The sequence below is a fragment of the Domibacillus sp. PGB-M46 genome, assembly GCF_022668875.1.
Taxonomy (GTDB): Bacteria; Bacillota; Bacilli; order Bacillales; family Domibacillaceae; genus Domibacillus.
In genome coordinates this window covers 125,286-148,896 of record NZ_JAKGCR010000005.1, presented here as the reverse complement: position 1 = coordinate 148,896, position 23,611 = coordinate 125,286, and the positions used below count along the sequence as shown (strand labels likewise).

The window sequence follows — 23,611 nt, the reverse complement described above, 5'->3', positions numbered from 1 at the left end:
ATAACGTCCAAAATATCTCTTTTCTTCCCTTTCTTTCTTCCTATCTTAACGCAAACGAACAGAAAATGTCGATTGAAAAGAAGGGACAGCACCCCGAGAGGCACTGTCCCTTCCTAAAATGACCCGTCTTTATGCAGACGTTTTATCGGCAGAGCCGACATCGTTTCCATTTTCATCAAGAAGACGCGGCGGCGCAAGGTCGGTTACGGTTTCCTTCGTGATCACACATGTTTTAATATCTTCACGTGTCGGCAATTCATACATTACATCGAGCATAATGCTTTCAATAATGGAACGAAGACCACGGGCACCTGTTTTCCGCTCAATCGCTTTTTTCGCAATTTCACTTAAAGCTGCGTCTTCAAATTGAAGATCTACATCGTCAAGCTCCAGCATTTTTTGGTACTGCTTGATCAGCGCATTTTTCGGCTTTGTTAAAATTTCAATCAACGCGTCTTCATCTAGCTGTTCCAGGCTTGCAATCACCGGAAGACGTCCGATAAATTCCGGAATTAATCCAAAACGAAGCAAGTCTTCTGGTACAAGCTGAGCAAGGTAGGATTTTTCCTCACCTTGGTCATTTTTCTGCTCGGAGCCAAATCCAATGACTTTTTGGCCAAGGCGGCGTTTAATAATTTGTTCGACGCCGTCAAACGCTCCGCCACAGATAAATAGGATGTTCGTTGTGTCAATTTGAATAAATTCCTGATGCGGATGCTTACGTCCCCCTTGCGGCGGTACGCTCGCTACTGTTCCTTCCAGGATTTTCAACAGTGCCTGTTGAACACCTTCACCGGATACATCACGTGTAATCGATGGATTTTCTGATTTGCGGGCTACTTTATCAATTTCATCGATGTAAATAATCCCTTTTTCAGCTTTTTCCACATCATAATCAGCCGCTTGAATTAACTTAAGAAGGATATTTTCAACATCTTCCCCTACATAACCGGCTTCTGTCAGTGATGTTGCATCCGCAATCGCAAATGGCACATTTAAAATACGCGCCAGCGTTTGAGCAAGAAGCGTTTTCCCGCTTCCTGTCGGGCCAATCAAGCAAATATTTGATTTTGCCAATTCAACGTCATCAATTTTGCTGTTTGAATTAATACGTTTATAGTGGTTATACACTGCCACAGCAAGCGATTTTTTCGCACGCTCCTGACCAATAACGTACTCACCTAAAATTTCACGAATTTCAGTTGGTTTTGGCACATCTTTAAATTCTACTTCTTCTTCTGTACCCAGTTCTTCTTCCACGATCTCTGTGCATAGTTCAATGCATTCATCGCAAATATAAACGCCAGGTCCCGCGACGAGTTTCCTCACCTGGTCCTGTGATTTTCCACAAAACGAGCACTTCAATTGTCCTTTTTCTTCATTGAACTTAAACATCTGTTCACCCCTTATGCTATGTTGGTGCAGCTGGGAGCCCCTTTTTAATAGTCCGCTTTTTAACTGCGCCGTAACTAAGTTATGTATCGCATTGTAGCACATCTGCCACAAAACCAAAACGAAAAAGCGTTTCTCAGCTCTTTTTGGGTAGAAAACAAGGCACGATCACGTCGCGCCCTGTCAGTTTGTTCTTTATTTATTATGCACCAACTGTGCTGTTTTCGACAAGAAATTCGACTGCTTTACGAATTTTCAAGTCTGCTTTCATGCCTTCAAGACTTCCAAGTGCTTTTTGAATGTCTTCTTTAGAAAGACCAAATTGCTCAGACATTTTTGTTACTTCCGCATCTACGTCTTCGTCTGTTGGCTCAAGGTTTTCTGCTTCTGCGATCGCTTCAAGCGTTAAGCTTGTACGTACGCGTGTTTCAGCATTTTCTTTCATTTGGCTGCGAAGGTCTTCTTCTGTTTGTCCAGAGAATTGGTAGTATAAGTCAAGATTCATACCTTGCATAGAAAGGTTTTGCGTGAATTCTTGAAGCATACGGTCGATTTCCGTGTTGATCATTGCTTCAGGCACATCTGTTTGTGCGTTGGCAACTGCTTTTTCAACAAGATCGTCACGAAGCTTTTGCTCTGCAGCGCTTTTCTTTTGCTCTGCAAGACGCTCTTGGATTTTTGTTTTTAATGCTTCTAATGTTTCTACTTCTTCGTCTGTTTCTTTTGCGAATTCATCGTTCAGCTCAGGAAGCTCCTGCGCTTTGATTTCATGAAGTTTTACTTTGAACGTTGCTGGTTTACCCGCAAGCTCTTCTGCATGGTACTCTTCAGGGAATGTTACTTCAACGTCTTTTTCTTCGCCTGTTTTCATGCCGATCAATTGTTCTTCAAAACCTGGGATAAATGTGCCAGAACCGATTACGATTGAATAGTTGTCAGCTTGGCCGCCTTCGAATGCTTCACCATTCACGAAGCCTTCAAAATCGATTACAACTGTGTCGTCGTTTTCAACTGTACCGTCTTCTTTTACAACAAGCTCAGCATGACGTTTTTGAAGATCTTTTAATTCATTTTGCACATCTTCTTCTGTTACTTCTGTGTTTTCTTTTTCTACTTCAAGGCCTTTGTAGTCGCCAAGTGTTACTTCAGGTTTTACCGTAACTTTCGCAGTGAAGATAAACGGCTTGCCTTTTTCGAATTGCTCTACATCGATTTCTGGACGGTCCACTGGCTCAATGCCTGTTTCGTCGATCGCTTTTCCGTATGCTTCAGGAAGAATCGCATCAATCGCATCCTGGTAAAGAGCTTCCACGCCAAAACGCTGTTCAAACAACGGACGCGGCATTTTCCCTTTACGGAATCCTGGAACGTTAATTGTTTTAACTACTTTTTGAAATGCTGTGTTAAGGCCTTTATCAACGGTTTCAGCGTCAACCTCAACTGTTAGTACGCCTTGGTTGCCTTCTTGTTTTTCCCACTTTGCTGACATAAAAATTCCCTCCAACAATCTATTAATAAATATGAACGTTCGTCCTATGTATATTCTGAACTGATATAAAAAGGACACAATACGACTTTTACATTATACCATACAGCCGCTTTGTTTCAACTAAAAGGCTGAAATTTCATCGAGTTCTTTCATAAATTGAATCGCTGCTTCGCCTTCTGAAGTACCTTCCTCTGTACTGCTCATCTCGTACAGGCGGCTTATTTTCAGCACCAATGCCTCCGCCCACCGCTCTACAGATGCAGGGGGATCAAAAGGATACAGCAAAAATTGATACTGTCTGGCCAGCTCTACAGCCTGCTCGCACAGGGCGGGGTCATTTTGGCCGGCGGTTTCTTCTAAGTATTGTATTACACCTCTGAAAAAAGGATGGCTGAACACTTCCCCTTCCATCACAGGAATGACCTCTTTTTCAAAGTGAAATTTACACACCAACACCCTTTCGGCAGTTCCTATATCCCTCAGCAGCCCAAGAGCCATCGTTTGAATGAAAGGATGCTCGGTTTGATCGCCCGCTCGGTCTATCAGCTCTTTTTCAAAAGGAGCGGCATCCGTTTTGGCCAGTTCTGCCAGCTTCATCATTTTATCCTGAAAGGAATCGTCCGTTTTAAACAGCGTTTCTTCTTTTTTCACACTCATTCGGTCTGCCAGTGCTTTTAAGTGTGCAAAATGCTCGTAACGATCTGGCGGAAGCCCTTCTTCAAGCAGGACGGATAATGTATCCGCGACTTCTTTATACCGCCGTTTTTGAATAAGCATCAACACATGCAGGTCAAGCACGTCAAAATAATGGCCTTCTCCTGCATGCAGCATCGCACGTGAAAGCTCTATCCCTTCATCGTGGTTCCCGCTTTCGTGATAAGCAATTAAGAGAGCTGTTTTAATTTCTTCCTGGTGCCCTTCGTCAAAACGGAGCGCTTCGGTATACAGACGAATGGCTTCATCAAACCGCTTTTCCTCCAGCGCCTGCTGTCCCTGCTGCTGGAGCCGGGCTGAGGTGCCGGGGAATTGAACGACATTGCCTGATTTTTTTCTTCTTTTTTTCTTCAACGTTCTCACCCGCCAGCTCTTATAATAGTTGAGTGTAGCATGGTACCGGGCGGTTGAACAGAGAAAACAGTTGCTCTTGCCGCTTCCGACTGTCATGCTGTTAGTATGAATACAATGAAAAGGAGATCCAATCATGATCGAAGTTAAAACATCTACATTAAGCGACGGTGAACTGAACCGCGGCGTTTTCGCTGTCCGTGATATAAAAAAGGGAGAGATGCTTCACGAGGCACCTGTTATTCCCTACCCGAACGACCAGCACATCCATATCGAAAAGACCCTGTTAGCCGACTATGCTTTTGAATACGGCGTCAATCACTCAGCTATCCTGCTTGGTTATGGTATGCTGTTTAACCATTCCTATGACCCTAATGCTACATATGACATTCATTTTGAAAGTCATTCTTTTAAATTTTATGCATATCGGGATATTCAAGCCGGTGAAGAGATTTTAATTAATTACAACGGTGATGTGGATGACAACGCTCCGCTTTGGTTTAATGATGACAGCCTGGAGCAATAAGAGCAAAGCTGCCGTACTTTCAGGGCGGCTCTCTATGTCCAGTTTATAATAAGCCCTCTCGTCCTGCATCATGCTGGCAAAAAAGCCATACATCCCCTGTATGGCTTTTGCTTTGTTTTATATATTGGACTGCCAGATTTCTTTTTTTGTTCTATAAAAAAATCAAAGCATTGGTCCATGCTTTGATCTGCAGCTTTACTTAATATAATAAAAATAGAGATAGATTCCTATAAATATAAAAAAGCGCCCTGCGGCGCTTTTTTATTACGTCCCAGGAGGGATTCGAACCCCCGACCGACGGCTTAGAAGGCCGTTGCTCTATCCAGCTGAGCTACTGAGACTTCCTCTGAAGACAATATCTATAATATCACTCCATATATCACCTGTCAACACTTGTTTCAATTTAAAATAAATTATTTGTTATACCGCTCGATTTTTGACTTAAAACAAAAACGCCCTGCACGAACAGCAGGACGTTCTGTTCGCTCAACGGCTGAATGTATAGCTTAGTTCTTTTACTTCTTGATGTGTGTCATCATAAAATTGAACGGAAATCGCCGATTTGCTTACATCGACAATAGCGTATGTTTTTTCACGGCGTCCTCTTGGCAGGGAAATGCTTCCCGGGTTCAAATACAAAACACCGTCTTCCATTTCAGCACCCGGGGTATGAGAATGACCGAAAAAAACAAAATCGGCTCCGGTTTCTTTTGCCTTCATAGCTAAGTTCGTTAACGTCATTTTGATATTGTAGCGATGGCCGTGTGTCACAAATACACGGCAGTCTTCTACACTTTCTAAAATGTCGTTTGGGAACTTGTTCTCATCATCGCAATTGCCGCGGACAATCGTATAGCCGACGACTTCCGGGTCTGTTGCCCTCATTTCGGAATCTCCGCAATGAATCATCACCGAAACTTTACCTGCATAGCGCTGCTTTAAATCCGACAAAATGCTGTTCCATCCATGGTTATCACTTACGACAAGCATCTTCATTCCGGTTCACCTGCCAATTCCGGCAGCTGTGCCCGTAATGACTGAAGGGCATTTGCACGGTGGCTGATTCGGTTTTTTTCTTCCGGATCAAGCTGTGCCATTGTCACATTGTACCCTTCCGGAATAAACAATGGATCATACCCGAACCCATGCTGGCCCGCTTCTTCAAAGCCAATAATTCCTTCACAGCGCCCTTCTGCATAAATCGGGTCACGCCCATCCGGAAACGCTACAGCGAGCACACACATAAAACGGCCGGTCCGGTCTTCTCTCGGTACGTCTTTCATTTCGGCCAGTACTTTATCATTGTTCGCCTGATCGTTTTTTTCTTCTCCGGCATACCGTGCTGAATAAACGCCCGGACGTCCATCAAGTGCATCAATGATCAAGCCTGAATCGTCAGCAATCGCCGGCCGGCCTGTTGACCGGGCGGCAAAATCAGCTTTTAAAAAGGCATTTTCCGCAAAGGTTTTGCCTGTTTCCTCTACATCCGGAAGATCGGGATAATCAAGCAGTGTTTTCACTGTGATGCCGACAGGCTCAAACATGCGAATAAATTCCTTTGCTTTACCAGCATTACGTGTAGCCACGATGACTTCATTCATTGACTGACTTCCTTTCGTAGATTAACTCTGCTGCAACGCCAAGCGCCTCTGCTTGAATATCAAATAACGTTTCCAGGCCGCTTTGTGCTGCTTGAAGCATTTCTTGAAGCTCGTTCATAGAGAAAGTGGCTTCCTCTCCTGTTCCCTGTACTTCAACAAATTGTCCGGTCCCTGTCATGACGACATTCATATCTACTTCTGCACTGCTGTCTTCTTCATAATTTAAATCTACAACAACCCCATGCCCCTTGACAATGCCGACACTTGTAGCGGCAAGAAAATCCGTAATCGGATAAACGGAAAACTCCTTTTCGATCGCCAAATCATGCAGAGCCAGGGTCATGGCTACGAACGCGCCTGTAATGGCTGCAGTCCGGGTTCCGCCGTCTGCCTGAATCACATCGCAGTCGATCCAGACAGTGCGCTCTCCAATGATATCAAGGTCTACGACTGCGCGCAGCGCCCGGCCGATCAGCCGCTGAATCTCCATCGTCCGTCCGGTTACTTTTCCTTTTGTTGATTCCCTCATGTTGCGCTGGCCGGTCGCTCGCGGAATCATCGCGTATTCTGCTGTAACCCAGCCTTTTCCGCTCCCTCTCATAAAAGGCGGAACCCGGTCTTCAATCGTCGCGGTGCAAATTACTTTTGTATTTCCAACTGAAATCAGCACGGACCCTTCCGGATGTGTTAAAAAGCTGGTTTGAATGTCAACCGGCCGAAGTTCTTTTTCTGTCCGTCCATCTGTGCGCATATACATTCCTCCGTTTTTTCCTGCTTCCGCTGTCCATTTTCCAAAAATTATACGCGTCTGTCAAATATTCATTCGGCAGATGGAAGACTTTCTTCATTTACAAACAAAGGAGTCGTCAAGGAAGCCGGCAGAGGGGCCCCTGTTTCCATTTTCACCTCTGGGTGGCCTTCCACTTCAACCCCTATACTTTCAATTTGGGCAGTAGCAGCCAGCGTTAGTGATAACGGCTTTAACAGACTGCTTGAAACAAGAGCTTCTCCGTTGTTTTCCAAAACGGCCTCGTTAAACTGAAGAACAGCCCGTCCATCTTCTACTTCCGGTTCTTTTGTCAGCTTTGCATCAGCCGGCCAGCTTGTCATAAGCCCGCTGCCTGCCGCAGGTCCCTTCGCAAGCTCTTTTACAGAAGCAGCAATAAGGTCTGTTTCATCCTCTGAAATGCGGCGGGTAACCGGCACTAAATAAGGCCCCTGTTCATTTTGTCCGGTAAAATACACAGTAATCGGTTTTGTTGCTCCAGGATCAGTATAGCCCGCTTTTAAGTTGATACCATCTTCCCGCTTCATGCCTCCGGCTGCAATCGGCAGTCCTGCTTTCGGCATGGACTCCAGTGTTTCGCCGTTAAATTTAATTTTAACGCGATCTGCCTGGCCCATTCCGGTAACCGTCCACGTAATGGCTGATGCGACAAGTGCCTCTTCCTCTGCCGGATAATTGGCAAAAGCGCCTCCCACACTTACGATAGCTGTTTTCCCATCGAGCTCGACATCTTGAATAACGGTTCCTTCAGGCAATGGAGAACGGAAGCCGGCTGGAATGTTCCCTTCCGCCAGCGCGATAAGCGCAGCTTGCTCTTCCTCCCCGTTTCCTTCGACTGCCGCTATTTGAGGAACAAGAAGTCCATTTTCGTCCACAACATACAATTCTGCCATCACTTTTTCTTCTGCCGCGACCGGCTTGTCTCCCTCTTCTTCGGTGTACACCACTTTCACCGGCAGTCCTTCCTCTGGTTCCGCTGAACAGCCTGACAGTATAAGCAGCAACAGCAAGCCACATTTTTTCTGCACTTAAACCGCCCCTTTCATTTGCATTCATACAAATATATGCAGACAAATGAAAAAAAGCCGGCATTTATGCCAGCTGAATTTTTTTCGTATTTAATGGAACATCCCCAAGCCAGTCTGCTGCAATCGCGTTAAAAGCCCGGACACTTCCGGTTGTAAAAAAACGGTGATCCGCCTGTTCACTATTTGAAAGCATCTCATTAAACTCTAAAATCGCACTGACTTCACGAGCGGTTTCATCACCAGAACTAATGACTGACACCTCTTCCCCCATAAAACCCGCAATAATCGGTTCCAAGAGAGGATAGTGTGTGCAGCCAAGTATAATCGTATCAGACGGCGTTTCTTTTAGCGGTTCAAGCGTATGGGCCACCACCTGCTTGGCTCGCTCGCTGCGATATTTTCCACTTTCAACAAGCGGGACAAATCCCGGGCAGGCAAGAGCATATACTTCTGCTCCCGGATCAATGGCGGCAATAGCTTTTTCATAAGCTTTGCTTTTCACCGTGCCAGCGGTTCCAAGCACAGCAATACGACGGTTCTTGGTTTGTTTAATAGCCGCGCGGGAGCCTGGCTGAATAACACCGACAACCGGAATAGGCAGCTGGCGTTTGATTTCATCTAACACAACAGCGGTAGCCGTGTTGCAGGCAATCACCAGCATTTTCATATCGTACCGCTCTAAAAAACGGGTCATTTCCCAAGTAAACTGCCGTACCTCTCCGGGCAGCCGCGGGCCGTACGGACAGCGCGCTGTATCCCCTATATAATAAATGGTTTCCTTAGGCAGCTGGCGCATCATTTCTTTTGCAACCGTCAGCCCGCCGACACCTGAATCAATTACTCCAATTGGTCTGTTCAACACCGACGCCTCATTCCACTTTCATTTCAATGTGCATTTTACTTAAAAGGGCATTTAATTGCGCTGTTTCTTCCTCCGAAAAGTTATCCAGCACATCCTCAACATATTGGCGGCGCCTTTTAATAACTTCTTTAATAATTTTTTCGCCTTCTTCTAGAAGATGAATCCGGACAATGCGCCGGTCTTTTGTGTCCCGGACACGCGCAACAAGGGACGCTTTTTCCATTCGGTTAATTAAATCCGTTGTCGTGCTGCATGCCAAAAACATTCTTGAAGAAAGATCGCCAATTGTTGTATCCCCTTTTTCATATAATGAATGCAAGGCAATAAATTGTGGCGGCGTAATCATATAATCATTTAAAATTTCACGGCCTTTTTGCTTGATAATGCTGTCAATATGACGCAGGTTCCGTTCAATATCGGCGACCGCTTCTCCCGAACTGCTTCGTGTGAGAGACATGTTTTTGCACCCTTTCATATGTAAAACAATATGCCATTCTTCTTTTATTTTCGCTTTTTTTCAAACAAAATGCAAGCAAGGGAAAAGCCGCGCCCTTCCCGGCACGGCTTTAGCTTTATAACGTAAGCTCCCCGATCCGAAGCAATTCTACAATAGCTTGCGCCCGTCCTTTGACGCCCAGCTTTTGAATGCCATTTGAAATATGGTTCCGGACCGTTTTTTCACTGATTCCCAATTCTTCTGCAATGTCGTGTGTAGATTTTCCGTCAACCAGTCTCTTGAATACGTCTTTTTCGCGCTTCGTCAAAATCAGAGCTGCCACAAACAACGTCACCCTTTCAAAGAGCAGCCTGTGTCGGTTAGCCGCCACTACCCTTATCATATGCGCGCTATACGTAATTGGTTTTACATAAGAAGCTCTTTTGTATTATCAGTAAAAGAAACAGGCCGGCCATAGGTTTTATCAGGGGCATCACCACGTTACTTTTTCACCATAAAAACCACCGGGAAAGTGACACGGGAAGCTGTTTAAACTTACATTTTAATTCATTACGATAGAGCACCTTTCCCTATAGCCACTTATAAATCAGTTTTTACAGCTGTAATGAGGTCCACGATCGTTTTTTTAAAGCCGCCTGCCTGCAAAAAGCAAACGAGACCTTTTCCAGAGTATATAAATACGGCGGGTGTATGACGAGGACATGCCTATTCTTCCAAAGCTTCACATACGCAGCTGCTTTCATTCACCGACAACGGTTATGGTATCTTTCCATACAAAAAACCTCCAGCATAAGCTGGAGGTTTTCTATTAATCTACTGCGTGGTCGCTTCCGAAGAAATTACGGAACGACTGGAATGTAGCTTCACGGTTTAACGCAGCGATCGATGTCGTTAACGGAATACCTTTCGGGCAGGACTGAACACAGTTTTGCGAGTTACCGCAGTTGGCAAGTCCTCCGTCTCCCATAATCGTTTCAAGGCGCTCATCACGGTTCATGGCACCTGTTGGATGCGCATTAAACAAACGAACCTGCGATAATGGCTGCGGACCGATAAAGTTTGATTTGCTGTTTACATTTGGACAAGCTTCCAAGCATACACCGCACGTCATACATTTGGACAGTTCGTATGCCCATTGGCGCTTCCGCTCCGGCATACGCGGTCCAGGCCCTAAATCGTACGTTCCATCAATTGGCACCCACGCTTTAACACGCTTCAATGAATCAAACATACGGCTGCGGTCTACCTGAAGGTCACGAATAACCGGGAACGTATTCATTGGAGCCAGGCGAATCGGCTGCTCCAATTGGTCAACAAGAGCTGTACAAGACTGGCGCGGCTTGCCGTTGATATTCATAGAGCAGGCACCGCATACTTCCTCAAGACAGTTCATGTCCCAGGTAATCGGTGTTGTTTTTTCACCTTTTTTATTTACCGGATTACGACGGATTTCCATTAGGGCGGAAATCACGTTCATATTCGGACGGTAGGGTATTTCGAACTCTTCCTCATACGGAGTAGAATCAGCGGCATCTTGACGTGTGATGAGAAATCGAACTGTTTTTTGCTCACTCATTATTTCTCCTCCTTCTTCTTCGAGTAGTCCCGTTTACGAGGCGGAATGAGCGATACATCGATGTCTTCGTAATGGAAAGAAGGCGCCGTGTTTTCACCTGTGAACGTGGCCATCGTTGTTTTCATAAATTCTTCGTCATTACGGTCCGGGAAGTCCGGCTTGTAGTGTGCTCCGCGGCTTTCGTTCCGGTTCAAAGCACCAATCGTCATGACGCGTGCCAAATGAAGCATGTTTTTCAACTGGCGGGTAAACATCGCACCCTGATTGCTCCACTTGGCTGTATCATTAATGTCGATGTTTTTATAGCGTTCCATCAACTCAACAATTTTATCGTCTGTCTGCTGCAACTTATCATTATATCGAACAACGGTCACATTAGCGGTCATCCATTCGCCCAATTCCTTGTGAAGAACATAGGCATTTTCAGATCCTTTGTTTAAGGACATGACATCGTTCCATTTTGCCTGCTCCTGCTTCACATGATTGTCGAATACAGACGAAGAAACGGCCTCGGCACTTTTCTCTAGTCCGTTAATGTACCGTACTGCGTTTGGCCCTGCTACCATACCGCCATAAATAGCGGAAAGGAGAGAATTCGCCCCAAGACGGTTTGCACCGTGCTGTGAATAGTCACACTCACCAGCTGCAAAAAGACCTGGAATATTGGTCTGCTGATCATAATCAACCCATAGTCCGCCCATAGAGTAATGAACAGCAGGGAAGATTTTCATCGGTACTTTACGCGGATCATCACCCATGAATTTTTCATAGATTTCGATAATTCCGCCCAGCTTGATGTCTAGTTCGTGTGGATCTTTATGGGACAGATCCAAGTATACCATGTTTTCACCATTGATACCTAGTTTTTGGTTTACACAAACATCAAAGATTTCGCGTGTTGCAATATCCCGCGGCACCAGGTTTCCGTAAGCTGGATACTTCTCTTCCAGGAAGTACCAAGGCTTTCCATCTTTATATGTCCAAACGCGCCCACCCTCACCGCGCGCTGATTCACTCATTAGGCGAAGTTTGTCATCCCCCGGAATCGCTGTTGGGTGAATTTGAATGAACTCGCCATTTGCGTAATGAACGCCCTGCTGATACACAATTGATGCAGCTGAGCCTGTGTTGATAATCGAGTTTGTAGACTTACCAAAGATAATACCAGGGCCGCCTGTTGCCATAATAACCGCATCTGCTGGAAACGATTGAATTTCCATCGTTGCCAGATTTTGACCGACAATCCCACGGCAAATTCCTTCGTCATCAACTACGGCGCCGAGAAATTCCCAGCCTTCATATTTTGTCACAAGACCTGCTACTTCAAAGCGGCGCACCTGCTCATCCAGCGCATACAGCAGCTGCTGGCCTGTAGTGGCACCTGCAAAAGCAGTACGGTGATGCTGTGTGCCTCCGAAACGGCGGAAATCAAGAAGACCTTCTGGTGTCCGGTTAAACATAACGCCCATACGGTCAAGCAAATGAATAATGCCCGGTGCCGCTTCTGCCATCGCTTTTACCGGCGGCTGATTCGCTAAGAAATCGCCTCCATAAATGGTGTCATCAAAATGTACCCACGGAGAATCGCCTTCCCCTTTTGTATTAACCGCTCCATTAATGCCGCCCTGCGCACAAACGGAATGAGAACGCTTTACCGGAACGAGCGAAAATAACTCGACAGGCGTACCTGACTCTGCTGCTTTAATCGTAGCCATCAAACCGGCCAAACCGCCGCCGACTACGATAACTTTACCTTTACTCATTGTGAGGTCCACTCCCTTTTCAGTCCTGCCTTCTATCTATCTGACAAAACTCCATTCATTGCCGGGTTTTATACAAACGCAAAGATAGCGCTTAATCCGACATATGATAAAGCTAAAAATACAAGCAATGTTGCGTATGTAACAATACGTTGTGAACGTGGCGATACTGCGATTCCCCAGCTCACACAAAACGACCATAAACCATTTGCAAAATGGAAAATTGCTGAAAGCACTCCAACTATGTAAAAAACGAGCATAAATGGATTATCTAAAATATTCTCCATCATCTGAAAATTCACTTCTGCACCAAGCGCAGCTTGAACCCGTGTTTCCCATACGTGCCATGCAACAAAGATCAGTGTAATCACGCCTGTCCAGCGCTGCAGCACAAACATCCAGTTGCGGAAGTACCCAAAGCGTCCAGGATTGTTTTTCGCAGTGAACGCAATGTAAAGCCCATAAATCGCGTGGAACAAAAGTGGCAGGAAGATCACTAACGTTTCAAGCACAAGCACAAAAGGTAAACTTCCCATAAAGCCTGCCGCCTGGTTAAACGCTTCTTCCCCTTTCGTCGCAAAATGATTCACGACTAGATGCTGCGTCATAAAAAGCCCGACCGGAATGACACCGAGCAATGAGTGCAGCCTGCGGTAAAAAAACTCTCGATTGTCAGCCACCATTTTCCCCCCTTGAATTTGAAGCATCCGACAAATATTTTGTTTATTCGCACATTGCTTCATCTAGTAATCTTACGATGTGACAAATTCATTTTACTCCCATAAATTAAGAGCGTCAAGGTAAGGCGGGGACATTTTTGTCCGGCTTTTCATGCGGAATATGCTTTTTTTGAGACGGCCAATTGTATATAATAACGAGAGAGAAAGCGAGGAATTCACTTTGACTATTGAAAACGAAGAACAGGGACTCGTTGAAGCACCGAAAGTGTCCGTTTCTGTCTTTGGCTATGAACTGATACGGGATGTTTTACTTGGCGATCTGCTCGGAAATGACGCGGCTGAAATCTTATATTGGGGCGGAAAAATGCTTGCGCGGAGCTTTCCTTGTGCAAATACAGAAGAATTGACAGCTTTTTTCAAAGAAGCCGGCTGGGGTACAATTGAACTTGTAAAAGAAACGAGAAAAGAATGGGTCTACCGCTTATCTGGAAGTTTAGTTGAACGGCGGTTTACCGTGCAGGCAAATCCTGCTTTTACACTTGAAAGCGGCTTTATTGCGGAACAGGCAGCAGCCCGTTTTGAGTCGAACGCTGAAGCAATTTGTCAATTACATAAGAAAAATAAGCATGTCGAAATTACTGTAAAATGGGAATAGACCGCTCGCTGAGCGGTCTATTCTTCATTTAGAGCTGCCATAACGGCTTCGGCTGTTTTGGCTGGAATCCCAGCCGCCATGATTTCTTCTTTTGAGGCTTCTTTTAGTTTTTTAAGAGAGCCAAATACTTTCAACAGCTGCTTTTTCCGCTGCGGCCCCACGCCCTCTATGTCATCTAAAATAGATTGAAAAGCACCTTTGCCCCGGATTTGCCGGTGGAAGGTAATCGCAAACCGGTGCACCTCATCCTGAATACGCTGAAGTAAATAAAATGCCTGGCTGTTGTGCGCAAGCGGCACAATTTGCAGCGGGCTTCCATAAAGAAGCTGAGAGGTGCGGTGACGCTCGTCTTTTGCGAGGCCGGCGACCGGGATATCAAGCCCAAGCTCATCGAGCAATACATCGCGCGCTGCTTCTATCTGCCCTTTTCCGCCATCGATAATAATTAAATCAGGCAGCGGCAGCCCTTCCCGCAGCACACGAGTATACCGGCGCCGCACTACTTCCCGCATAGAGCCGTAATCATCGGGCCCTTTTACGGTTTTAATTTTATATTTTCGATATTCTTTTTTTTCAGGCTTCCCGTCAATAAAGACAATCATCGCCGACACCGGTGCTGTTCCCTGGATGTTTGAGTTATCAAACGCTTCAATTCGGCGGGGAACATGAATATTCATGACTTCGCCAAGCTGCTCAGCCGCTTTGATCGTTCTTTCTTCGTCCCGGTCAATTAACGCAAATTTTTCTTTTAAAGCCGCTTTTGCGTTGTTGCCTGCAAGCTCCACCAATTCCTTTTTCTTGCCCCGCTGCGGCTTTGTAACCGGCACACCGATCAGCTGTCCGGCAAGATCTGCATCAACAGCGTCTGGAAGAAGAATTTCCTTCGGCTTAAAATGCTCCGGCGCCTCATAAAAACGGCCAAGAAATGTTAAAAATTCTTCTTCAGGCTCACTATAAATAGGAAAAGTGGACACATCCCGTTCAATTAAGCGTCCCTGACGCACAAAAAATACCTGCACACACATCCAGCCTTTATCGACTGTATAGCCAAAAACATCACGATCCGTAAGGTCGGCCATGTTGATTTTTTGCTTTTCCATCAGGGTGTCGATATGAGAAATTTGATCACGGTATTCTTTTGCGCGTTCAAATTCAAGCTTTTCCGCTGCTTCTTCCATTTTTGCAGTCAAAGCTTTTTTCACTTCTTGATGGCCGCCATTTAAAAAGCGGGTAATTTCCGCTGCCATTTCTTTATACGTATCAGCTGGCACTTCTTTTACACAAGGGGCGAGACACTGCCCCATATGGTAATACAGACAAACGCGGTCAGGCAGCGTTGAGCATTTGCGGAGCGGATACAAGCGGTCCAGAAGCTTTTTTGTTTCCGATGCAGCATACGCATTCGGGTACGGACCAAAGTACTTCCCTTTGTCTTTTTTTACCTTCCTCGTGATAATGAGGCGCGGATGCCGCTCTGCAGTCAGCTTAATAAACGGATAACTTTTGTCGTCCTTAAGCATGATATTATACTTTGGATCGTATTTTTTAATTAAGTTCAGCTCTAAAATAAGTGCTTCAAGATCCGAGGAAGTAATAATATATTCAAAGTCTGCAATTTCACTGACCAATCTCGTTGTTTTCGCATCATGCGAGCCGGTAAAATAGGAACGGACCCGGTTCTTCAGCACTTTTGCTTTTCCCACATAAATCACTGTCCCGTGCCGGTCCTTCATTAAATAGCATCCAGATTCATCCGGCAGGAGAGCCAGTTTATGCTGGATCAGTTCATTCATCTCTTTTCACTCCTTTTATAAGTAAGAAAGCATACGGCGGACGAGCCAGGCAGCATTCTTTACCGGAAGGCTAGCTGGCAGGAAAACGAAGGAGCTTTTAAGGAAATAACGTAAAAAAAACGCCCCGTCAATGCGGGACGCCTTTTCTTTCATTACGCGTTGCGGTTGATTAGTTCTTCAAGCGCTTCTTTTGGCTGGAATCCAATCACTTTATCGACCGGCTGGCCGTCTTTGAATAAGATCAGTGTCGGGATACTCATTACGCCGTACTCGCCAGCAGTTTGTTGGTTTTCATCAACGTCAATTTTGACGATTTTTACTTTGTCGCTCATTTCAGAATCTAATTCTTCAAGAACAGGCGCAATCATTTTGCACGGTCCGCACCAAGGTGCCCAGAAATCCGCGAGAACAAGTCCGCTTCCTGTTTCAGTCGAGAAGTTTGCATCAGTCGCTTTTACAATTGCCATGTATAAATACCTCCTAAAGTTTCTGTACGGAAAGTATATCACCGTTTTTTGGGGTTAGCTATTATTTTGCTTACCCTAAGTAAAAGAGCCCCAAACCCAGGGGCTCACAGGCTATTGACAAACGCCCGCTTTCGGCGTCACTTGCTGGCTGTGAATGCTCATGACCCCAAAAAGGTCACTCCGCTTCCCATCCAGCTGCGTTCCTGGAAGAGCAGGCGCTTTCAATCAGCCTGCTTCCTAACTTAATCTACACTCTAAGAGTCCAAAATTAGGGGCTCACTGCTTTTATTTTTTTCAGCTCTTCCGTCAGCATCGGGACTACCTGAAATAAGTCACCGACAATTCCGTAATCCGCCACCTTAAAAATCTCTGCATCCGGGTCTTTATTAACCGCTACAATCACTTTTGAATTGGACATTCCGGCCAAATGCTGAATGGCTCCGGAAATGCCACAGGCAATGTATAAATCAGGGGTTACCACCTTGCCCGTCTGTCCAATTTGCAGAGAATAGTCACAATATCCGGCATCACAGGCCCCCCTGGAAGCACCAACGGCTCCGCCCATAACATCCGCCAGCTCCTGCAGCGGCCGGAAGCCTTCCGCGCTTTTTACCCCTCGTCCGCCGGCTACAATCACTTTTGCTTCTGAAAGATCTACGCTTCCCGCTGATTTTCGAATGACCTCCTCGATCACAACGCGGATATCTTTAACCGGAAAAGAAAGAGGGGAAACATCTCCGGAACGCGTCCGATCCCTCGTGCATGGCTCAATGTTATTCGGCCGGATGGCTGCCAGCAAAAGGCCTTCAGGAACGGTTACTTTTTGAAATGCCTTGCCTGCATAAATAGGTCTTGTAAATACAACCTCTCCGCCCCTCACTTCGAGAGCCGTCACATCCGAAACGAGCCCTGCGTCCAGCTGTGCAGCGATTTTGGGAGCTAAATCCTTGCCGAGCGCTGTATGCCCGAAGAAAATGCCATCTGGCTGCTCCTGCTCAACAGCCGCCATCATCGCGCTGGCAAATCCATCTGATGTATAGTATCCGAGCTTTTCATCTTCTGCTGTCCGCACCCGGTCTGCCCCATATTGAATCATTTCTTCCGCAAGAGCACCGGCCTCTTTGCCAATCAAAACACCGACCACCTCCCCGCCCTCTGCAGCGGCTTTTGCAGCGGCAATGGTTTCAAAAGAAACACGGCGGAGCTGTCCTTCCCTTATTTCTCCTACTGCCATGATTTTCTTTGGCATAATAAACCCCTCCCCTAGAAATCAAATGACATGTGCTTCAGAGCGGAGCAATGCGGCCAGCTCACTGACCTGTCCGGCTAATTCTCCCTGCAGAATGCGTCCGGCTGTTTTTTGGGGCGGCATAAATACTTCAACGGTTTTTGTTTTGGGCGCTGCATCGCCTTCCTCCAGCTGAAGGTCGTCGAGCCCACATTCTTCAAGCGGCTTTTTTTTCGCTTTCATAATGCCGGGCAAAGAAGGATAACGGGGATCGTTTAACCCCTGCTGACAGGTTACAAGAAGCGGCAGTGTTGTTTTCACCCTTTCGGTATCGCCTTCTACGTCCCGGGTAATCAAAACTTCCCTTCCGTTTATTTCTATTTTTGTAATGGTCGACACGCAGACTATGCCGAGACTCTCTGCTACACGTGGTCCGACCTGGCCGCTTCCTCCGTCAATCGTGACGTTTCCCGCCAAAATAAGATCTGCTTTTTTGTTTTTTAAATACTCGGTCAAAACCCGGGCTGTAGTAAAGGCGTCCCCTTCCCCGATCTCTTCTTCTATATTGATAAGCACGGCTTTGTCTGCGCCCATGGCGAGAGCTGTTCGAAGCTGCTTTTGGGCTTCGTCTGTGCCGACAGTCATAACGGTTACTTCTCCGCCGTGCGCATCCCGGATTTTGATGGCTTCTTCAATAGCATATTCATCATATGGATTAATAATAAATTCGGCTCCGTCTTCTTGAATACTTCCGTCTGAAATAAAGATTTTTTCTTCTGTATCAAATGTTCTTTTCATTAAAACATATAAGTTCATTTGATTTCCTCCTTCTGTTCAGACAATTAACGGCCGGAAAAACCATTTAACAGCATCCTGGTTACTTCTTCCGCTGAAGCAGCCAGGTTATACTTTTGGTCATTCATCACCCAGGTAGTGACCATTTCATCGAGGGTTCCGAATACCATTTGCCGGGACAGGCGTATATTTAAGACTGCATTGAACTCGCCGTTTTGGACTCCTTTTTGTAAAATTTGTTCGATCAGCTGCAAGTATGATTTTAACACTTCATTGATTTTCAAACGCAGCTCCTTGTTGGACTGACGCAGTTCTAACTGGGTTACAACCGCCAGGTGGGGATCTTCTGCAAGAAGTCCAAAGTGGTTTTGGACAAGCAGCTCCAGCTGCTCAGCTGCCGTTTGCTTCGTTTCAATAATTTCACTTGTTTTTTGGATAAATGTCCCCATTTTTTCCTGGAACAATGAAATTAAAATATCTTCTTTATTTTTAAAGTATAAATAGATGGTTCCATCCGCGACACCGGCCTGCCGGGCTATTTTCGATACTTGTGCTTGATGGTAGCCGTTCTCGGCAATAGCGACAACGGCGGCATCGATGATTTGATGGTATTTTGGTTTGTTTCGCTGCATGAAGCAAGCCGCCTCCTGTGAAATCAATAATGAATGACTATTCATTCATGCATTTATCTTATTCTTATTCTTTGATTTCGTCAAGCAGGCAGCCCCTTCAGCTCGTTTAGTCCTTTTTTTGCTTTTCTTCTTCAATGAGCACGCGGCGTAAAATTTTACCGACAGCTGTTTTCGGCAGCTCTTCACGGAATTCATAAATACGGGGCACTTTAAAAGCGGCTAAATGTGTCCGGCAGTATTTATCGAGTTCTTCTGCAGCTGTATGCCGACCTTCTTTCAAGACGATAAAAGCTTTAACTGTTTCACCGCGGTATGGATCCGGAACACCCGCCACCACGGCCTCTTGGACGTTTTCGTGCTCATACAGTACTTCTTCTACTTCGCGCGGATATATGTTAAATCCTCCTGCGATAATCATGTCTTTTTTTCGATCGACTACATAAAAGAAGCCGTCTTCATCCATATAGCCAATGTCTCCCGTTAACAGCCAGCCGTCTTGAAAACACTGTTCCGTTTCTTCCGGCCGGTTCCAATATCCTTTCATCACCTGCGGGCCGCGGACAGCAATTTCTCCACGTTCTCCCGGCTGATCCACCGGCTTGCCGGTTTGCAGCGATAAAATCACTGCTTCTGTATCCGGCCATGGAACGCCGACACTTCCTTTTACACGCTTTTCCCAAATAAAATTAGCGTGGGTAACGGGAGATGTTTCTGTTAACCCATATCCTTCAACAAGCTTTCCGCCTGTGGCCCGCTCGAACTTTTCCTGCACCTCAACCGGCAGCGGCGCTGAACCGCTAATACATGAATCAATAGAAGACAAATCGTACTTTTGTAAGCGTGGAGCGTTAAGCAGGCCAATGTAAATCGTCGGCGCCCCTGGAAAAATAGTCGGCTTTTGCTTATGAATCGTTTTTAAGGTTGTTTTCACATCAAACTTTGGCAGCAGTACCATTTTATATCCTTGCATAACGCCTAAAATCATCACGGTTGTCATGCCGTACACATGGAAAAAAGGAATGACGCCTAAAATCACTTCCCCGCCAGGACGGTATTTGTACATCCATGCGCCGCACATCGAAGCGTTTGCCACAAGATTTTGATGAGTTAGGACTACACCCTTTGGAAAGCCTGTCGTACCTCCTGTATACTGCAAAACGGCCAGGTCGTTTTCAATATCCACTTCCAAGACTTCTTCCTTTGCTTCGATCTCCTCCATAATAGATGTGAAAAAGTGATTGTTATAACGGTTTTCTATACTTACCGAGATGCCAGTTTGCTTTTTTTGAATGAAGGGGTAAAGGACGTTTTTTGGAAAGGGCAGATAGTCTTTGATAGCGGTTACAATCAAGTGCTGCACATTTGTATGGTGAATGATTTTTTGAACGCGTGGATAAAGAAGATCGAGGACAATCATCACTTTGGCACCACAATCTTTTAACTGATACTCGATTTCCCGTTCTTTGTAAAGCGGATTGAACTGGACAACGACTGCCCCTGTGTACAAAATAGCGTAAAAGCTTATCACAGCCTGCGGGGTATTGGGAAGCATAATACCGATACGATCGCCTTTTTGAATACCGAGTTTTTTTAAATAGGAGGCAAGTTTTAGTGCGGATTCATGAAGCTCTTTATAGGATAATTCTTTCCCGAGAAAATGAATAGCCGTTTTGTCGGGATACTTCGCGGCGGCTTCCGTTAGAAACGATGACAGCGGCTCCTTCGGGTAATCCAGCGCAGCGGGAATTTCCTTCGGATAATGAATCAGCCACGGTTTTTCGGACATCTTCATCTGCCCCTTTACAAAAAGAATAGGTGCTGCCTTCAGTATAATGAACAGAAATTCATTTTACAAGAGAAGAAAAAGCAGCTCTGGAGCCGCTTTTTCTTTCCGCCATAAGCGGTTTTATTTCTTTTTTATTTTATGAGTTCATTACCATATAAATGATGCCGACAATCAAAAAAGCTGCACAGCAGGCCATCAAGATCTTTGCTAATGTTTCCAAGTTTGTGCTCCTCTTTTCTTTACAAAAGCGCAGCGCCAATCATGTATGAGAGGCCTGCAGAAATGATAAATGAAATAAAGCCGACAGCCCGGTTATCGCGCTGGATTTCTTTGTCCACGTTAAAACTCGGCGTCAGAAACTCAAACATAAAATAGCCGGCCAATAGCAGGATAAAGCCGAAAAGGCCCCATCCCGCCATGGTTAAAACAGAATCATTATGCAAAATAGAGTGGTGAAAAACGTTGGCAATACCGAAGATTTTGCCTCCAGTTGCCATGGCTACTGCCATATTGCCTTTTTTGATTTCTTCCCAATTCCGATAGGATGTGACCAGTTCAAATATAGCCAGGCAGATAATAATACAGATGGTTGCAATGCTGTAATAGCCCGCCATCTGCACATATTGGTTTTCCCAAAAACCTGTCATAACCCGGCCCCCTCTTATTTCAGCTCAGCGATTGTAACACCAAGCCCGCCTTCGCCCGCTCCGCCAAATCGTATATTTTTGACCATCCGATGTTTTGTCAGGTAACTGCGTACCCCTTTCATAAGCGCACCCGTTCCTTTTCCGTGGATAATCGACACTTGATGGTACCCCGCTAAAAGCGCATCATCCAGGTACTTTTCCACTCGCTTCAGTGCATCTTCATATCGCTCACCGCGTAAATCCAGTTCAGAGGAAACGTGAAAATCTTTGCCCCGGATCGTCGCAATTGGTTTTGGTTCTTTCTTTTTCTCGGATTTAATGAATTCCATATCCGATTCGGCTACCTTCATTTTGATGATCCCCATCTGAACGATCCATTCATCTCCGGCGGCTTTTTCAATGATGCTGCCTTTTTGGCCGAAGCTGATCACTTTGACTTCATCGCCTGGTTTCCACTGGCGTTTCGCTGGTTCAATAGCCGGCTTTTTCGTTTTGCGTTCCGGCACCGCGTCTTCCAGCCTTTTACGTGCTTCGATCAGTTCATGCTCTTTTACATTCGCTCCGCCTGCCAGGCGAAGTGCCCGAAGCTCTTTCATCACACCTTCTGCTTCTGCACGTGCTTTTTCTACAATCTCGGCTGCTTCCGCACGCGCTTTTTCTTCCATTTTTTCTTTCTGCTCGTGATAAGCAATCACTTCTTTTTGCAGGTCACGGTGAAGTTTTTCTGTGTCACGCAAATAAGCACGCGTTTCCTGTTCATGCTGTTCAGCTTTGCGGCGGCTCTCATCAAGCGCTGCAATCATATTATCCACTTCGTGCGAATCGGCGCTGATTAAATTCCGGGCATTTTCGATAAGCGCAGGATCAAGCCCAATCCGCTTCGAAATTTCAAATGCGTTGCTTCGTCCCGGAATGCCAATCAGCAAGCGGTATGTCGGGCTTAACGTTTCCACATTAAATTCCACACTTGCGTTAATGACTCTATCACGGTTATATCCGTAGGCTTTTAGCTCTGGATAATGCGTTGTTGCGATTACCCGTGCCCCTCGGCTGATCACTTCATCTAAAATCGAAATCGCCAGGGCGGATCCTTCCTGCGGATCCGTTCCTGATCCAAGCTCATCGAATAGAACAAGGCTTTCATGATCAATTTCTTTTAGCATAGCGGCGATATTAACCATATGAGAAGAGAAGGTACTTAAGTTTTGTTCAATCGACTGCTCGTCACCGATATCGGCAAACACGGATTGGAAAACCGCTGTTTCGGATCCGTCTTCAGCAGGGATAAACAACCCGGACTGCGCCATCAGCACAGAAAGACCCGTTGTCTTTAGCGTAACGGTTTTACCACCGGTATTCGGACCCGTGATCACGATCGCGGTATATTCGCGGCCGATCTCAATGTCACTTGCCACCGCTTCATCCGCAGGCAAAAGCGGATGCCGCGCGCCAATATAATGAATGTAGCCTTCCTCGTTTAAAAGCGGCTTTGTGGCATTCATCGACCGGGCAAACTTTCCTTTTGTAAAAATAAAATCAATTTCAGACAGCATCTTTGTCATGGCGAAAAGACCCGGTGCGTGCTCGGCCGTTTGGGCGGTCAGCTCCTGCAGAATCTTTTCCACTTCATACTGCTCTTTTACGGTCAGCTCTCGCAGTTCATTGTTTAAGCTGACAACCGATGCCGGTTCAATAAACAGGGTTTGTCCAGAAGACGACTGGTCATGTACGATACCGCCATAGTGGGAACGGTATTCCTGCTTTACCGGAATAACATAGCGGTCGTTTCGAATAGTCACAATGGCATCCGACAGCATTTTTTGTGCACTTTGCCCGCGTGTCAGGCTTTCAAGCTTGGCCCGGATACGCGATTCCGCCGAACGCATGCCGTGACGAATATGCCGCAGGCTGTCACTTGCTGAATCAAGCACACGGCCATTTTCGTCGACTGTATGTTTAATTTTATGTTCAAGGTCTGTTAAAACCGGAATCACAGCTGTTTTTTCCGGTAAAATACGCAGGGTCACCTGTCCTTCTGAACGTACATCTTCAATAAAATTACGGATGTGGCGGCTTGCAGCGATTGTGCTGGCAATCCGCACTAGTTCTGTACCACTAAGTACGCCGCCGATTTGCGCGCGTTTGGCATGCGGACGGATATCATAAATGCCGTCAAGCGGAACATTTCCTTTAATGCGAATCACCGCGGCTGCTTCTTCTGTTTCATCGAGCCACCGCTGTACCTCTTCCGGGTTCAGTGAAGGCTTTAATTCTTCCGCAAACGAACGGCCGACTTCGGAAGAAGCATATTCGGCCAGTTTGGCAATAATTTTATCAAATTCAAGTGTGGCAAGCACTTTTTTATTCAACACGTTTCGACTCCTT

General features: G+C 45.9%; 23 protein-coding genes and 1 tRNA gene. 2 read left to right on the top strand and 22 right to left on the bottom strand.

Going from position 1 to position 23,611, the window contains the following annotated elements; all coding sequences use genetic code 11:
- Nucleotides 1–129: 129 nt before the first annotated feature.
- The 3 genes from clpX to L2D08_RS08385 all read right to left on the bottom strand — a co-directional run bounded on the left by clpX (nucleotide 130) and on the right by L2D08_RS08385 (nucleotide 3,949).
- Complete coding sequence (gene clpX, locus L2D08_RS08395; RefSeq protein ID WP_242233311.1) at nucleotides 130–1,395, bottom strand: ATP-dependent protease ATP-binding subunit ClpX; 1,266 nt, start codon at nucleotides 1,393–1,395, stop codon at nucleotides 130–132.
- 199 nt (nucleotides 1,396–1,594) lie between these two features.
- Nucleotides 1,595–2,881: a trigger factor gene (gene tig, locus L2D08_RS08390; RefSeq protein WP_242233310.1), complete on the bottom strand. Its 1,287-nt coding sequence runs from the start codon at nucleotides 2,879–2,881 to the stop codon at nucleotides 1,595–1,597.
- Between the two features lie 120 nt (nucleotides 2,882–3,001).
- The gene (locus L2D08_RS08385) at nucleotides 3,002–3,949 is read right to left on the bottom strand and encodes a tetratricopeptide repeat protein (protein ID WP_242233309.1); all 948 of its coding nucleotides are present in this window, start codon (nucleotides 3,947–3,949) and stop codon (nucleotides 3,002–3,004) included.
- Nucleotides 3,950–4,082: 133 nt separating this feature from the next.
- Here L2D08_RS08385 and L2D08_RS08380 point away from each other — a divergent pair, with 133 nt between their 5' ends.
- Nucleotides 4,083–4,472 carry an SET domain-containing protein gene (locus tag L2D08_RS08380; protein WP_242233308.1) on the top strand — a complete coding sequence of 130 codons (390 nt, stop codon included), beginning with the start codon at nucleotides 4,083–4,085 and terminating at the stop codon, nucleotides 4,470–4,472.
- 267 nt (nucleotides 4,473–4,739) lie between these two features.
- Here L2D08_RS08380 and L2D08_RS08375 read toward each other — a convergent pair.
- The 11 genes from L2D08_RS08375 to L2D08_RS08325 form a co-directional block, all read right to left on the bottom strand.
- Nucleotides 4,740–4,813, bottom strand: a tRNA-Arg gene (locus tag L2D08_RS08375).
- Nucleotides 4,814–4,958: 145 nt separating this feature from the next.
- On the bottom strand, nucleotides 4,959–5,468 hold the full coding sequence (locus L2D08_RS08370) for a metallophosphoesterase (protein WP_242233307.1): 510 nt from the start codon (nucleotides 5,466–5,468) through the stop codon (nucleotides 4,959–4,961).
- A complete protein-coding gene (locus tag L2D08_RS08365) occupies nucleotides 5,465–6,073 on the bottom strand; it encodes an XTP/dITP diphosphatase (RefSeq protein ID WP_242233306.1) in 609 nt (202 codons plus the stop codon). The genes L2D08_RS08370 and L2D08_RS08365 overlap by 4 nt, the downstream gene beginning before the upstream one ends.
- Nucleotides 6,066–6,824: a ribonuclease PH gene (gene rph, locus L2D08_RS08360; protein ID WP_242233305.1), complete on the bottom strand. Its 759-nt coding sequence runs from the start codon at nucleotides 6,822–6,824 to the stop codon at nucleotides 6,066–6,068. The genes L2D08_RS08365 and rph overlap by 8 nt, the downstream gene beginning before the upstream one ends.
- Before the next feature lie 68 nt (nucleotides 6,825–6,892).
- Nucleotides 6,893–7,888 (bottom strand): GerMN domain-containing protein, encoded by a 996-nt coding sequence (locus L2D08_RS08355; RefSeq protein ID WP_242233304.1) that lies wholly within the window; start codon nucleotides 7,886–7,888, stop codon nucleotides 6,893–6,895.
- 64 nt (nucleotides 7,889–7,952) lie between these two features.
- Nucleotides 7,953–8,747: a glutamate racemase gene (gene racE / locus L2D08_RS08350; RefSeq protein WP_255821890.1), complete on the bottom strand. Its 795-nt coding sequence runs from the start codon at nucleotides 8,745–8,747 to the stop codon at nucleotides 7,953–7,955.
- A 10-nt stretch (nucleotides 8,748–8,757) separates the two neighbouring features.
- Nucleotides 8,758–9,207: a MarR family winged helix-turn-helix transcriptional regulator gene (locus L2D08_RS08345; RefSeq protein ID WP_242233303.1), complete on the bottom strand. Its 450-nt coding sequence runs from the start codon at nucleotides 9,205–9,207 to the stop codon at nucleotides 8,758–8,760.
- A 115-nt stretch (nucleotides 9,208–9,322) separates the two neighbouring features.
- Complete coding sequence (locus L2D08_RS08340) at nucleotides 9,323–9,541, bottom strand: helix-turn-helix domain-containing protein (protein ID WP_242233483.1); 219 nt, start codon at nucleotides 9,539–9,541, stop codon at nucleotides 9,323–9,325.
- A gap of 474 nt (nucleotides 9,542–10,015) precedes the next feature.
- Entirely contained in the window at nucleotides 10,016–10,783 is a 768-nt protein-coding gene (gene sdhB / locus L2D08_RS08335) for a succinate dehydrogenase iron-sulfur subunit (protein WP_242233302.1), read from the bottom strand.
- On the bottom strand, nucleotides 10,783–12,546 hold the full coding sequence (sdhA, locus tag L2D08_RS08330) for a succinate dehydrogenase flavoprotein subunit (protein ID WP_242233301.1): 1,764 nt from the start codon (nucleotides 12,544–12,546) through the stop codon (nucleotides 10,783–10,785). The genes sdhB and sdhA overlap by 1 nt, the downstream gene beginning before the upstream one ends.
- A gap of 68 nt (nucleotides 12,547–12,614) precedes the next feature.
- Entirely contained in the window at nucleotides 12,615–13,223 is a 609-nt protein-coding gene (locus L2D08_RS08325; protein ID WP_309089606.1) for a succinate dehydrogenase cytochrome b558 subunit, read from the bottom strand.
- A 220-nt stretch (nucleotides 13,224–13,443) separates the two neighbouring features.
- Between L2D08_RS08325 and L2D08_RS08320 the strand changes: the two genes are divergently transcribed.
- Entirely contained in the window at nucleotides 13,444–13,878 is a 435-nt protein-coding gene (locus L2D08_RS08320; protein WP_242233299.1) for a YslB family protein, read from the top strand.
- Between the two features lie 17 nt (nucleotides 13,879–13,895).
- On the opposite strand, the gene uvrC is transcribed toward L2D08_RS08320, so the two are convergent.
- From uvrC to L2D08_RS08280, 8 genes are all read right to left on the bottom strand, one after another.
- Entirely contained in the window at nucleotides 13,896–15,671 is a 1,776-nt protein-coding gene (uvrC, locus tag L2D08_RS08315) for an excinuclease ABC subunit UvrC (RefSeq protein ID WP_242233298.1), read from the bottom strand.
- 152 nt (nucleotides 15,672–15,823) lie between these two features.
- Nucleotides 15,824–16,138: a thioredoxin gene (gene trxA / locus L2D08_RS08310; RefSeq protein WP_242233297.1), complete on the bottom strand. Its 315-nt coding sequence runs from the start codon at nucleotides 16,136–16,138 to the stop codon at nucleotides 15,824–15,826.
- 268 nt (nucleotides 16,139–16,406) lie between these two features.
- On the bottom strand, nucleotides 16,407–17,387 hold the full coding sequence (locus L2D08_RS08305) for an electron transfer flavoprotein subunit alpha/FixB family protein (protein ID WP_242233296.1): 981 nt from the start codon (nucleotides 17,385–17,387) through the stop codon (nucleotides 16,407–16,409).
- Between the two features lie 21 nt (nucleotides 17,388–17,408).
- Nucleotides 17,409–18,182 (bottom strand): electron transfer flavoprotein subunit beta/FixA family protein, encoded by a 774-nt coding sequence (locus L2D08_RS08300; protein ID WP_242233295.1) that lies wholly within the window; start codon nucleotides 18,180–18,182, stop codon nucleotides 17,409–17,411.
- A gap of 26 nt (nucleotides 18,183–18,208) precedes the next feature.
- The gene (locus L2D08_RS08295) at nucleotides 18,209–18,793 is read right to left on the bottom strand and encodes a fatty acid metabolism transcriptional regulator FadR (RefSeq protein WP_242233294.1); all 585 of its coding nucleotides are present in this window, start codon (nucleotides 18,791–18,793) and stop codon (nucleotides 18,209–18,211) included.
- Nucleotides 18,794–18,899: 106 nt separating this feature from the next.
- Nucleotides 18,900–20,579, bottom strand: coding sequence for a long-chain-fatty-acid--CoA ligase (locus L2D08_RS08290; protein WP_242233293.1), 1,680 nt, complete (start codon nucleotides 20,577–20,579; stop codon nucleotides 18,900–18,902).
- A gap of 239 nt (nucleotides 20,580–20,818) precedes the next feature.
- Nucleotides 20,819–21,226, bottom strand: a complete 408-nt coding sequence (locus L2D08_RS08285) for a DUF350 domain-containing protein (protein ID WP_242233292.1) — start codon at nucleotides 21,224–21,226, stop codon at nucleotides 20,819–20,821.
- Between the two features lie 14 nt (nucleotides 21,227–21,240).
- Nucleotides 21,241–23,595, bottom strand: coding sequence for an endonuclease MutS2 (locus L2D08_RS08280; protein WP_242233482.1), 2,355 nt, complete (start codon nucleotides 23,593–23,595; stop codon nucleotides 21,241–21,243).
- Nucleotides 23,596–23,611: the final 16 nt, after the last annotated feature.